Below are 12,860 nucleotides of genomic sequence, written 5' to 3' on the forward strand. Positions count from 1 at the left end.
ACTCACAAGTTAGCAGCGGACGGGGCGGCATGTGCCGATTTTGGTAACGTTTGTAGTCAGTTCTTTGCCAACCGTCGGTCAGCGCGTGACGACCCGCACCGTGGCCGGCCGTCCGGGATCACAGGACCCGTACAGATCCGGTCCGGCCGGCGCGAATCCACCGTCGGCGAGACGATCCGCCAAGCCCTCCGCGGCGCCGGCGTCACGTGCGGTCACCCGCAAATCGACCGCCGCCGGGTCGACGATGTCGACCGCGGTGGCCAGTTCGCCGGCGAGCGCCCACAATCGGTTCACCAGACGCGCGGACGGGCCCTCGGGATTCGGTTCTGCTGCCACGAGTCCGGGCACCGACTCGGCGACGCGACGCTCGCGGACGTTCAGCTCGAGCGGCACGAGGCGCTCGTCCCAGACCCGGGCGGCCGATGCCGCCAGTTCCTCGGGGGCGCCCGAGTTGTCCAGCCATACGTCGGCCACGGCACGACGCTGCTCGTCGGTCGCCTGCGCGGCGATCCGGGCGCGGGCATCGGCCTCGGCGACACCCCGCATGGTCGTCAATCGGTGCAACCGCACGTCGGCCTCGGCGAACACGATCACGACCAGATGGAAGAACGGCGCCGTGTGGTTCTCGACGAGCAACGGGATGTCTTGCACCACAATCGCGTCGGCCGGCGCGTCGTCGAGCATGGCCTGTGTCCGCGCGCCGATGAGCGGGTGGGTGATGCCGTTGAGCGTCAGCCGCGACTCGTCGTCGACGAAGGCCTTCGCCGCGAGAGCCGGACGATCGAGACTCCCGTCGGCGGCCAGGATGTCCGGACCGAACGCCTCGACGAGCGCGGCCAGACCCTCGGATCCCGGCTCGACCACCTCCCGGGCGACCTTGTCCGCGTCGATGATGTACGCGCCCCGCTCGACGAACGTCTTTGCCACAGTCGATTTGCCGGCCCCGATGCCACCGGTCAGCCCAAGCCTGATCACGCCCACCAGTGTGACAAATTCCGTCTGCGACACGCTGGAAGGGCCCCGCCGAACACGAGAGACCCCGTCTCGCGCGATGATCCCCAGCGGGTCACGACGTCGAGACGAGGTCTCCTCGGGTTGAGGAATCAGCCGGTGACGGCCGCCAGTTCGATGGTCTCGTGCGGCAGGTCCGCCTCGCCGACCTTTTCGTTCTTGTTCAGATCGATGGCGACGATCTTCTTGGCGGCCGGGTCGCTGACGTAGGCGATGCCCTCCTGCACCACGACGTTCGGCATCGGGGACTGCCACTCGTCGGGTTCGGTCCATGCGCCGATGGCCGGGATCGTGGCGGTCTTCGCGGCAGTGTTGGCATCGAAGACGTGCAGGGCACCGTCGGTTCCCAGGATCACGGCGGACCCGCCGGGGCCGCGCTCGATGGAGCGGAAGCTGTAGGAGGTACCGAGGTCGACGAGCCGGAGCTGACCCGTGCGAGTATCGGTGAGCGAGAACCGGGTCGGCCGTTCGAGTTCGGCGTCCGGGTCGGACTTGTAGTCGCCGAGGATGATCGGGGACTCCTCACTACCGGCCTGGTTGCCGATGCGGCCGTACTCGTCGGGGCTCTCGACCTTGCGGATGTCGTTCCCGTCCACGATGAGCAGTCCGTCCTCGCAACCGAACGCGAGGACTCCGTCGGCGCCGGCGGCCTCGCCGTGCACACCCGGGCACTGGTCGTTGCGCACGATCTCCTTGCGCTCCGGGTCGAGGATCGCGATCCCGCTGCGCGAGTCCTCGTTCCCGACGGTGACGACGACCGTGCCGTCCTCTCGGAACACCGCGACCCCGTGATGCGGCTCGGGAAGGGTGAACGAGGTCGACGCCGGGTTGCCCCGCAGGAGCTCGGCGGGCTCGACGATGTCGACCTGGCCCGTACCGTCGGTGAAGAGCGCGATCCGGGAGTCATGCGGCACAACATGTCCCGGCTCTTCACCGCCGAACGTCATGTCGGTGAGCGCCGGTGTGGTCGTGTAGTAGTGACCATGGTCGCCGTGCTGACGCGTCCAGGTACCCATGTCGAGAACGCGGAACCCGTCCGACTCCGAGACGAACACATTGCGGCCGTTGTCGGCGCTGTTGAGCCGGATGAAGCCGTCGATCGGGAGGTCTTCGACCTGCTCCAACGACTCCGCGTCGAGGACCAGGATGCCGCCGTCGTAGCTGAGCGCGAGGCGCGGCGTGGCGCTCTGCTGCTCGACGGCCGCGGCCGAACTGGAGGAGGGCGCGGATGCGCTCGAATCCTCGCTCCCGCAGGCGACGAGCGCGAACGACGCGGCGGTGAGAAGCGCGAGAGAGCGGGGCAGATTTGTCCGTTGTGCAAACACCCGAACAGTGAACATGGATATGAAAACCATTGTCAACAACGCATGGGACGCAGTCGCCGCACGGGCGCCCCTCCACGAACACCCCCACCCTCAGCACAGCAACGGCCGCAACCCGTCGAGCACGCGGGCGAGTCCGAATTCGAAGGCGTCGTCGGGGGCGCCGGGCGCCTGATGGATCTCTCCGACCGCACTGCCGACCCGATCCGACAGGGGGTACGCACCATCGGGGATGACCGCCGCGAGTTCAGGACCGACGATCTCCCACCATCGCGCGTCGCTCATCCCGGATTCCTCGGCGGCCGTCCGCTCCCCGACCGCCTCGCGGGCGTTGCCGGCCACGAAGGCACCGAGCAGTGCGATGATGTGGTCCCGCTGCACATCCGAGATGTCGGTCGCCTCGAGCAGTTCGAGCTGCCGCTCGTACCGGGCCAGGCGGTGCGGGCCCAGCACCTGACGCCACGGCGAGGCCGCCAGCAGCCATGGGTGGTCGAGACACTCGGCACGCAGTGCGCGCGCGACTCCCGCCAGGGACTCGACGACGGTCGGTGCCGGCCCGGGCATCGGAGTCCGTGCTGTCACGTGATCGATCATGAGCGCCACCAGCACGTCACGGGTCGGCACGTAGGTGTACAGACTCATCGGCCCGACACCGAGTTCGGCGGCCAGGGCGCGCATCGAGACGGCAGCGAGCCCGCGCTCGTCCGCGAGGTCGATCGCCGCCGTCACGATGTCGTCGACCGACACCCGCTGCCGCGGCCCCCGCCGCGGGCCGACGTCCCCGGCCTCGGCTCGCCAGAGCAGTCGGACCAGCGTGCGTGCATCATCTGAGGTCGACACGGTGACGCCTTTCCCGTACGGTGTACCGAGTAACAATTCCGTACACCGTACCAAGAGGAGTGTCCGCTGCCCACTCAGGCCACGTATCTGCCGGACCTGCACCAGTTCGCGCTCTGGTCTTCCCACCAGTCCGACGCCGGAAAGCCATCGGACACCTGCCGTCTCGCGGTCCCTGACGGCCGCGACCTCGTCGTTCGCGACGTCCGCTGCGAACTCGTCGACCCCCCGGCACTCCTGGCCGCGTGCGACCAGGGTGATCCGAGCCGAGCCGCGGAGTCGGTCGAAGCGTGGCGACGCACACTCGCCGGCGACTCCGCGACACCGCTGCCGCTCGCCGCACACGCCGAGATCGATCCCACCGGGACGGCGATGACGACTGCGGACTTCGCCCGTGCAGCGCTGCAGGAGTGTCTCGCGGCCGAGGAAGTACTGCGAGACACTCTGCGAGCCCAGCTGCGGCCGTATCAGATTCGCGGTGTCGCCTGGCTGGCCCGCACCGCGGAGGTCACCGGCGGCGCCGTGCTGGCCGACGAGATGGGACTGGGCAAGACCGTCCAGGCGATCGGACTGCTGACGCTTCGGGCGCACGAGGGACCACAGCTGGTCGTCTGCCCGACCAGCCTCGTGACCAATTGGAGTCACGAGGTGGCCCGCTTCGCGCCCGATCTGAACGTGTACACCGGCCCCCTCGAGCACGCGCCGGACGGGCCCGGTTCGATCACCGTGATCTCCTACGCGAGACTGCGACTGAGCATCGCCGAGGGCCGTCGATTCGACTGGGCCACAGCCGTGTTCGACGAAGCGCAGGCCCTGAAGAACCCGCGCACCCAGGTGTCACGCGCGGCGCGCACCGTCGGCGCCCGGGCTCACATCGCGTTGACCGGCACTCCCATCGAGAACAGTCTCGACGACCTCTGGGCGATCCTCCGGGTCGTCGCGCCCGCACTGTTTCCTCACCGGGCGGTGTTCCGGCGGCGCTTCACCAAAGCCGTGGACGACGGCGACGCCGGCGCGCTGCGACGACTTCGGGTGGCGGTCGCGCCGGTGATGTTGGCGCGCACCAAGTCCCGCGTGGCGTCGGCGCTGCCGCCGAAGATCGTCAATCCGGTGCTCGTCGATCTGACCGACGAACAGGCGCAGCTCTACGACGCTCACCTCGCGCGCCTGGAAGACACCGGCTTCGGCGACGGATTCGAAAGACACGGACGGATTCTCGCCACACTCACCCGGCTGAAGCAGATCTGCAACCATCCCGGCCTCGTCACCGGCGACACCCGGGTGCTCGCGGGACGCTCGGGCAAGCTCGACGTGTGCACAGAGATCCTCGGTGACAACCTGCGTACCGGCTCCCCCACGCTCGTCTTCACCCAGTACCGAGAAACCGGTGAACTCCTCGTCCGGCACTTCGCCGAACAACTGGCGGTCGACGCACCGTTCTTCCACGGTGGTCTCTCGGCGAGCCGGCGCGACGAACTCGTCGCCGCCTTCCAGTCGGGCGATGGCCCCGGGCTGATGGTCATGAGCCTCAAAGCCGGCGGCGTCGGACTCACCCTCACGCGCGCCTGCGACGTCATCCACTTCGACCGCTGGTGGAATCCGGCGGTCGAGGCCCAGGCGTCCGACCGCGTGCACCGAATCGGCCAGGAACGTCCCGTCACCATCACCACCCTGACCTCGGCCACATCCCTCGAAGAGCACATCGATCGTCTGCACCGGCGCAAGTCCGCGCTCGGCGCGCACGCCGACGACACGTCCGCCCTCGCCGAGCTGACCGGCCTCGACGACGAGCGGTTGATGGACATCCTGCGGCGTCACCGGGAGGCGCGATGACCAGCTCACCTGCCGAATTCGGGTTCACCCGCTGGGGCGCCGAGATCGTCCGGCTCGCCGAGCCGATCTCGGCTCGTGGCCCCAACGCCTCGGCGCCACGAGCCCGCAGTGTCGCCCGCAACGGCGGCGTCACGCTCACCGTCGACGGACGTTCGGTCAGCGGTCTGGTGCAGCGTGGCGGGGAGGCGTCGATGGCACATCTCGAGTTCGATGCCATGACCCCGGCCACCGCGACGACGCTGCGGGAGGTGCTCGGCGAATCCACCGAACCGACCGACGTCATGCACCGTCGGCTCATCGAAGCGGCGTCGTGGTCGTCGCCGGTTCTCGACGTCGCCGACTGCTCCTGCCGCGCCCGCGGCGACCGGTGCCTGCACATCCTCGCCACGCTCTACGCCCTCGCCGCGGCCGTCGATCGAGAGCCCTCGCTGGCCCTCCGCCTACGCGACTTCGAAGCACGGCTCAGCGGAGTCGCCGGTGGCGCGGACCACCCGGACGGACCACCGCGCCGGATGCCGCTGCGGTGGGCGGCCCTGACGAACTTCGACGCCCGGGACTACTGGACGGTCGGGCGTGCAGCTGCTGCCCCGTTCGTGACTGATGACCCCCAGCGCCACCCCGCTCCCTGATCCGAAATAATTACACAACCTCTGTTCCCTGAGGTGTGAGGAGGCAGGCGACGAGCCGCGAAGGGTTTGCGACGCATCTCGCCAGGACCCTTCGTGACGGCCTCCGCAAGCTCCGGCCTCCTCTGGGAGCGGAGGTTCTTTCGTAGTCGACGGACGAGCCGTTGTGCGCGGTGCGAGCCCTTCTACCGCTCCCTGAGGAGCGAGCTTGCGAGCGTCACGAAGGGTCTTGGCGAGACGGGTTGCGAAGACCCTTCGTGACGCGCCCTCCGCAAGCTCCGGGCGCTCCTCAGGGAGCAGGTGGTGACGCTCGTAAGCTCCGGGCGCTCCTCAGGGAGCAGGTGGTGACGCTCGCAAGCTCCGGGCGCTCCCCAGGGAGCAGGGGGCAGGTCGTTCTTTTGGCTTGCAGAGCAGAGCGAGCCAAGTCAGCGGTTCTGGCTTGTCAGCGAGCAGCACAACACACGAGAGAAGCCCTCCCGGTTTCCCGGGAGGGCTTCTTCATCGTGCTCGGTGAGCGAGGCGTGTCAGGCGTTGCCCGACAGCTTCTCACGCAGTGCGGCGAGCTGCTCGTCGCTGGCCAGCGAACCGCCGGCCGACGATCCGCCGGTCGAGCTGCTGCTCGACGACGATCCGCCGCGGCTCTCCGACGCCGACGAGTAGTCGGTCGGGGCGTTGGCGGCCTCTGCGGCGGCAGCGGCGAACTTCTCCATCTGGGCGGTGTGCATCTTGTGACGACGCTCGGCCTCGGCGTACCGGGCCTCCCATGCCTCACGCTGCTTCTCGAAGCCTTCGAGCCATTCGTTGGTCTCGGCGTCGAAGCCCTCGGGGAAGATGTAGTTGCCCTGCTCGTCGTAGCTGTCGGCCATGCCGTACTTCGAGGGGTCGAATTCCTCGGTGTAGTCCTCGTTGGCCTGCTTCAGGCTCAGCGAGATCCGACGACGCTCCAGGTCGATGTCGATGACCTTGACCATCGCGTCGTCACCGACGGCGACGACCTGATCCGGCACCTCGACGTGGCGCTCGGCCAGCTCGGAGATGTGGACCAGACCCTCGATGCCCTCGTCGACCCGGACGAACGCACCGAACGGCACCAGCTTGGTGACCTTGCCCGGCACGATCTGGCCGATCGCGTGGGTGCGGGCGAACTGGCGCCAGGGATCTTCCTGAGTTGCCTTGAGCGACAGCGACACACGCTCGCGGTCCAGATCGACGTCGAGGACCTCGACGGTGACCTCGTCGCCGACGGCGACGACCTCGGACGGGTGATCGATGTGCTTCCAGGACAGCTCGGAGACGTGAACCAGACCGTCGACGCCGCCGAGATCGACGAACGCACCGAAGTTGACGATCGAGGACACGACGCCCTTGCGGACCTGGCCCTTCTGCAGCTGGTGCAGGAACTCGCTGCGGACCTCGGACTGGGTCTGCTCGAGCCATGCGCGACGCGACAGGACCACGTTGTTGCGGTTCTTGTCGAGTTCGATGATCTTGGCCTCGATCTCCTTGCCGATGTACGGCTGCAGATCGCGGACGCGGCGCATCTCCACGAGCGATGCCGGGAGGAAGCCGCGCAGGCCGATGTCCAGGATCAGGCCGCCCTTGACGACCTCGATGACGGTGCCCTTGACGGCCTCGTCCTTCTCCTTGAGCTCCTCGATGGTGCCCCAAGCCCGCTCGTACTGCGCACGCTTCTTGGAGAGGATCAGACGGCCTTCTTTGTCCTCCTTGGTGAGGACCAGGGCTTCGACCTCGTCACCGACGTTGACGACCTCATTGGGGTCGACGTCGTGCTTGATCGACAGTTCGCGAGAAGGGATGACGCCTTCGGTCTTGTAACCGATGTCGAGCAGAACCTCGTCCCGGTCGACCTTGACGATGGTGCCTTCCACGATGTCGCCATCGTTGAAGTACTTGATCGTGGAGTCGATGGCGGCGAGAAAGTCCTCGGCAGTGCCGATGTCATTGACGGCTACTTGCGGCGAGGTGATCGTGGGGGACGACATATGTTGAGTTGCTCCGGACAGGTGTGTAGTAGGTACGATTCTGCAAAGCTCTGTTGATCGACACCACCTGGACCGGCCTGTCACCGGTCAGGGCAGGTGCGAACCGCGCGTCATCGGGCACACGCGCGTGTAGAAGCCTACTCCAGCGGCATTGTGCTGGGCAAATGGCTCGTCTCACGAGGCCGCCAGGACGTGCGGCCCGACGGGAGATGAGACGATCCCCACGTGGCGCACTCACTCGAACTCCTCCTCGACGACTCGTCCGACCAGCAGGTTCGGGCCGAATGGGACGCCCTCGCCGCAGCCGGACTCCCCCATCAGGGTCGCGTCGCGTCGCCGACGAATCGGCCCCACGTGACGCTGGTGGCCGCGTCCGGGATCGACGGGAACGCCGATGCGGCACTGGCCGCGGTCGCCATGCGCCTGCCGGTGGGCATGCGGCTCGGCGCTCCGATCGTCTTCGGCGGCGGTCGACGATCCACGCTTGCGCGGCTCGTGGTGCCGTCGAGCGAACTACTGTCGGTCCACGCCCAGGTCTCGCGGCTGTCCGCCGAATTCGTCGACCCCGAGCCGGCCGACACGGCGACAGCCTCGACCGATGGTCGCCGAATGCCGTTCGCGCACACCGTTCCCGGGCAGTGGACCCCGCACGTCACCCTCGCGCGGCGGATGGACGCCGACCAGCTCGTCCGCGCCTTCGACATCCTCGACATCCGCGCCGAGATCGTCGGCGAGTTCACCGCACTGCGACGCTGGGATCCACATGCGGGAACCGACGTCGTGCTCGCGGGGCGGGCCTGCTGATCGCACTGCGGGTCAGACGGAGGAGCCGCCGTTTCCCCGTCGGCCCGGCAACGCGCCGAGTAGCCGACGAAGCCGGGAGTCCGGACGGAACCGCGGGCAGGACCGCTCGCCGCAGAGCGCGCAATCCGTACCCGTCCGGTAGTGCTCGTGAGCCGATCGGTCGTGACCGCATCGGCAAGTCTGGTCGCCCACGGCGCTCAGGTTACCCAAGCAGGGTCTTCGGACCGGGGTCGTCGAAGGTTGTGACCCACGTCGTCGCCACGGCGACGAGCGCGTCCCACCGGCACCGGGTGAAGAACTCCGAGATCACGATGAGAGTGACTTGAGAGCCCACGGCCCGATGATCTGGGCATGACCGAAACACTGAGATCCTCCACCGACCGACCAGCACCGAGCGCCGACGAGTTCGCCGAACGACTCTTCGGTTCGACGCTCGCCACCGCCGAGACCATGAGCGTGTACCTCGGCGAGCGCCTCGGGTGGTACCGATGCCTGGCCGAATCGGGACCCCTCACCGCCGACGGGTTGGCCGAACGAACCGACACCAACGCACGCTATGCCCGGGAATGGCTGGAGATGCAGAGCGCCTTCGGCATTCTCGACGCGGACCTGACCACCCGGCCGCACACCTTCGCGATCTCGCCGGGCGTCGCCGAGGTACTCACCGACACCACCAGCCTGTCGTACCTCGGCGCCCTCCCCCGCATGTTCGCAGCGTCGGCACGCCATCTGCCGGAGTTGCTCGATGCCTACCGGAACGGTGGGGGCGTGAGCTGGGAAACCCTGGGCGCCGACGCGCGAGAGTGCCAGGCCGATCTCAACCGGCCCTGGTTCGACGCGCGTCTCGCACCCGCGCTGGCCGGCGTCGAAACCCTGCACGAGCGGTTGTCGCGGCCCGGGGCGCGGATCGCCGACGTCGGGTTCGGAGCGGGCCACTCGACCATCGCACTCGCACGGGCCTACCCGGAGGCCACCTTCATCGGGCTCGACGTCGACGAGGCGTCGGTACGGATGGCCCGTGCGCATGCCGAGTCGGCGGGTGTCACCGACCGCGTGACGTTCCTCGTCGCCGACGGCGACGAGGCCGCGGCGCACGGCCCGTTCGACGCCGCCTTCGCGTTCGAGTGCCTACACGACATGCCGCGGCCGGTCGAGGTCCTCGCCGCGGTCCGGCGCGCACTGGCGCCCGGAGCTTCCCTGATCGTCATGGATGAAGCCGTATCCGACGAGTTCGACGGTCCTGCAGACGATCTCGACAAGATCATGTACGGGTTCTCGTTGCTGGTGTGTCTGCCGGACTCGATGAGTTCACCACCGTCCGCGGCCACCGGCACGGTGTTCCGACCGTCGACGCTGCGTCGGTACGCGCACGACGCGGGTTACGCGGGCGTGACGGTCCTACCCATCGAGGACTTCAGCTTCTTCCGCTTCTACGAGCTGACGACCTGACCTCGCCGGTGCGCGCCCGGCCCGCAACGAGGTGACGGCGACGTCGACGACATCGGACGGAGCCGTGGCGGCACCGGTCGCGACGAGATCGTCCGTCACCGCCTCGCCCAGCGCGGCTCGGATTCGATTCTCGACGGAACCAAGCCGCCCGATGTCGTTCCCGAACGGATCGGATCCGGCCGCCTCGTGGGCTCGCCGGGTGGCACCGAGGATCAGAGCCGCCTGTTCGCACCGCCCGAGATCGACCAGGACGTCGATCACCGAGCGCAGGGTCACCCACTGATTCGTCCAGTTTCCCGCTTGCCGAAAATGCTCGAGCACATCCACGTACGACCGGGCGGCGGCGTCGGTTGCGCCGGAACGGGCCTCGATCGACGCCCGCGACGCCATCGCCACCCCGAGCAGGTACCGGTCACCGTGCCGGCGCGCGGACTCGATGGCACCCTCGAGGAGTTGCCGCGCCCGCCCGGGGTCGGCGTCGAGCAGACACTCGCCGGACACGTAGCGACACCAGGCCGCGACAACGTCTTCACCCGCTGTGGCACAGGCGATCTCGAGGGACCGCGCAGCCGGGTACGCGTCCTCGCCGCGGTAGGCGCGGATGAGCAGTGCACTGATGTCGGCCATGTGCGCCGCACCCGGCATGCCGGCCGCCAGTGCGAGTTCGCGGAAGGTCCGCGCGTCGTCGAGCGCAATGTCGAGATCTCCCTGAAACAGGCCGATGTCCACGAGCATCATGTGGAGGTAGACGCGGACCGACGGGTCGGGGCCGGCGTCGAGGCCCCGACGCGTGCACCGCCGCGCGGTCGGCAGGTCGCCGTCGAAGCGGGCACCGCCGGCCGACACCGCCCACACCGCGGACCCGAGCGACGAGTCGTCGTGACGGTCGATGAGCATCCGCGCCCATGCGGTGACCTCCGGACTCATGGTCAGTTCGAGGAAGGGGATCGACCCCTGCAGGATGGTGTCGGCGAGAGCGGGGTCGTGAACACTCGCATGGCCGATCGCCTGCCGCACGTCATCGAGTCGTTCGCCGACCAGGCGCGCGGCGTCGAGGTGTCCGCGACCGTAGACCTCGCACCCCAACGGACCGAGCCAATCCGCGACCCACGCGGTGTGCGCGCACCGCGCACCGTCGAGGGCGTCCCGACTCGCCAGTGCATCGATACCGAAGGCACGCAACGTCTCCAAGAGGAGGTAACCCCCCGGATCGACCGACACCATGCACGCGTCGACCAGTTCGGCCATCGTATCGGCCACGTCTTCGCGGTCCAGCACTCCCGTCGCCGCGGCCAGGAACTCCGCATCGTCGAGGCCGAACCGGGAGGGGAAGATGCTGAGGACGTCGAACAGACCACGCGCCGGGTCGCTCAGCAGTCCATAGGACCAGTCGACGAGTGCGTGCAGGCTCCGGTGCCGGGGCGCGATCCCGCGCGGACCGCGCAGGACCCGGAAACGCCAGTGCAGTCGGTCGACGAGCACTGCCGGCGGTATCGCGCGCGCCTTCGTCGCCGCGAGCTCGACACCGAGCGGCAGGCCGTCGAGCCGTCGGCAGATCTCCGCGATCGCCGGCGCGGTTGCCTCGTTCAGCTCGAAGCGCGGATCGCGCGCCCGGGCACGGACACAGAACAGCCGGACGGCATCCGACGACTCGATGGCGGCGGCCGCCGCGTCCACGTCCGGCACCGGAAGTGGATCGAGGGAGATGATCTGTTCGGCGGCAATTCCCAGCGGCACCCGTGAGGTCGCGAGCACCGTGACATCGGGGCACCGATCCTGCAGCGCGACAACGAGTTCGACCGCCGCCTCGAGGACGTGCTCACAATTGTCGAGCACAAGCAGTCCGCGTCGACCGGTCAGCGCGCCGGTGAGTGCGTCCAGGGCCGCGACATCGCGACGCATCGACAGGCCTGTCGCCGACGCCACCAGGTGCACCACCGCGTCGCGGCTCGCGACCGCTGCCAGTTCGGCGAACCAGACGGGACGGTCACTCGCCGACCGGACATGGTGCCGGACGAGCGCCGTCTTGCCGACACCACCGGGGCCGAGGACCGTGACGACCCCGTGTCCCCGCACGGTGGCCGCCAGGCCCGTCAGGTCGGCATCCCGGCCTATAAATTGGCCCGAATCATGGTTCGCCGTATCGATTTCGGTATGTGGTAACGCGACTGTTCCGGCCGCCCGCCGATCCCCGCGGACGCGGCGCGGCGGCGGGTCCCCGTCGAGGATGCGGGCATGCAACTCGCGGACCGACGGGGCCGGGTCCGTGCCGAGATCCTCCGCAAGGCGTCGACGCAACCGTTGGTAGGCATCGAGCGCCTCGGCCGCACGATCCGTCCGCCACAACGCCGCCATGACCCTGAGGTGGAGCCCTTCGCGATAGGGATGATCATCGGCGAAGGGCAGCAACCGGACATAGGCGTCTTCCGGACGGCCGAGGGTGACCAGGGCATCGGCCGCCGTCTCCGCGGCCAGGACACGCCGTTCGAGGAGCGCCCCGACCTCCGGCTGCGCCCAGGCACAGTCGGCGAACTCGCCGTATGGCGTTCCATGCCACAGACTCTCGGCCTGGTCGAGCAGATCGACAGCCAGCTGGGGCTCCACATCCACGACGGCGACGGCACGTGCCACGGTGTCGTCGAAGAGCAGTGCGTCGACATCGGTCCGATCGACGAGGAGTGTGTACCCGGGCGCGGTCGTGACGACTCGCAGACGGCCGTCGACCTGACGTCGCCGCAAGGTGGTTCGCAGTCGGAAGACGAGGTTGTGCAGGGCCGACTCCGGGGTGGCCGGCGGCGCGTCGGCCCACAGGATGTCGGTCAGCCAGTCCACATCGGCCACCGCGTTCGCGCGCAATGCCAGTGCGGCGAGCAGACAGCGGAGGCGAGGCGTGCCGAACTGCGGTCGGGACACACCCGCGTCGTCCGGTGTGTCCACCGGACCCAGCAGAGTGAGACAGACCATGGCCTTATCAT

Annotated in this window: 10 protein-coding genes; 4 read left to right on the forward strand and 6 right to left on the reverse strand. The window is 68.5% G+C overall.

The window, feature by feature from the left end; all coding sequences use genetic code 11:
* Nucleotides 1-78 precede the first annotated feature (78 nt).
* The 3 genes from coaE to ACFVHY_RS18695 all read right to left on the reverse strand — a co-directional run bounded on the left by coaE (nucleotide 79) and on the right by ACFVHY_RS18695 (nucleotide 3,173).
* Nucleotides 79-975: a dephospho-CoA kinase gene (gene coaE, locus ACFVHY_RS18685; RefSeq protein ID WP_390274533.1), complete on the reverse strand. Its 897-nt coding sequence runs from the start codon at nucleotides 973-975 to the stop codon at nucleotides 79-81.
* Nucleotides 976-1,103: 128 nt separating this feature from the next.
* Nucleotides 1,104-2,351 carry a zinc metallochaperone AztD gene (aztD, locus tag ACFVHY_RS18690; protein WP_390274535.1) on the reverse strand — a complete coding sequence of 416 codons (1,248 nt, stop codon included), beginning with the start codon at nucleotides 2,349-2,351 and terminating at the stop codon, nucleotides 1,104-1,106.
* Between the two features lie 75 nt (nucleotides 2,352-2,426).
* On the reverse strand, nucleotides 2,427-3,173 hold the full coding sequence (locus tag ACFVHY_RS18695) for a TetR/AcrR family transcriptional regulator (protein WP_390274537.1): 747 nt from the start codon (nucleotides 3,171-3,173) through the stop codon (nucleotides 2,427-2,429).
* Nucleotides 3,174-3,542: 369 nt separating this feature from the next.
* Between ACFVHY_RS18695 and ACFVHY_RS18700 the strand changes: the two genes are divergently transcribed.
* Together ACFVHY_RS18700 and ACFVHY_RS18705 are read left to right on the forward strand one after the other, a co-directional pair.
* On the forward strand, nucleotides 3,543-5,003 hold the full coding sequence (locus ACFVHY_RS18700; protein ID WP_390274539.1) for a DEAD/DEAH box helicase: 1,461 nt from the start codon (nucleotides 3,543-3,545) through the stop codon (nucleotides 5,001-5,003).
* Nucleotides 5,000-5,632 (forward strand): SWIM zinc finger family protein, encoded by a 633-nt coding sequence (locus tag ACFVHY_RS18705; protein ID WP_390274541.1) that lies wholly within the window; start codon nucleotides 5,000-5,002, stop codon nucleotides 5,630-5,632. Before ACFVHY_RS18700 ends, ACFVHY_RS18705 begins: the two co-directional genes overlap by 4 nt.
* A 521-nt stretch (nucleotides 5,633-6,153) precedes the next feature.
* Here the strand turns inward: ACFVHY_RS18705 and rpsA are convergent.
* Nucleotides 6,154-7,632, reverse strand: coding sequence for a 30S ribosomal protein S1 (rpsA, locus tag ACFVHY_RS18710; protein WP_058251851.1), 1,479 nt, complete (start codon nucleotides 7,630-7,632; stop codon nucleotides 6,154-6,156).
* 225 nt (nucleotides 7,633-7,857) lie between these two features.
* Here rpsA and ACFVHY_RS18715 point away from each other — a divergent pair, with 225 nt between their 5' ends.
* Nucleotides 7,858-8,436, forward strand: coding sequence for a 2'-5' RNA ligase family protein (locus ACFVHY_RS18715; RefSeq protein ID WP_390274544.1), 579 nt, complete (start codon nucleotides 7,858-7,860; stop codon nucleotides 8,434-8,436).
* Between the two features lie 202 nt (nucleotides 8,437-8,638).
* On the opposite strand, the gene ACFVHY_RS18720 is transcribed toward ACFVHY_RS18715, so the two are convergent.
* On the reverse strand, nucleotides 8,639-8,770 hold the full coding sequence (locus ACFVHY_RS18720) for a hypothetical protein (protein ID WP_374613113.1): 132 nt from the start codon (nucleotides 8,768-8,770) through the stop codon (nucleotides 8,639-8,641).
* Between the two features lie 17 nt (nucleotides 8,771-8,787).
* Here ACFVHY_RS18720 and ACFVHY_RS18725 point away from each other — a divergent pair, with 17 nt between their 5' ends.
* Complete coding sequence (locus ACFVHY_RS18725) at nucleotides 8,788-9,885, forward strand: class I SAM-dependent methyltransferase (RefSeq protein WP_390274546.1); 1,098 nt, start codon at nucleotides 8,788-8,790, stop codon at nucleotides 9,883-9,885.
* Here the strand turns inward: ACFVHY_RS18725 and ACFVHY_RS18730 are convergent.
* Nucleotides 9,835-12,849, reverse strand: coding sequence for an ATP-binding protein (locus ACFVHY_RS18730; protein ID WP_390274549.1), 3,015 nt, complete (start codon nucleotides 12,847-12,849; stop codon nucleotides 9,835-9,837). The genes ACFVHY_RS18725 and ACFVHY_RS18730 overlap by 51 nt on opposite strands.
* Between the last annotated feature and the right edge of the window lie 11 nt (nucleotides 12,850-12,860).

Origin of the sequence: Gordonia sp. NPDC127522 (assembly GCF_042672305.1) — a bacterium.
In the GTDB taxonomy this organism is placed as follows: domain Bacteria; phylum Actinomycetota; class Actinomycetes; order Mycobacteriales; family Mycobacteriaceae; genus Gordonia; species Gordonia hongkongensis.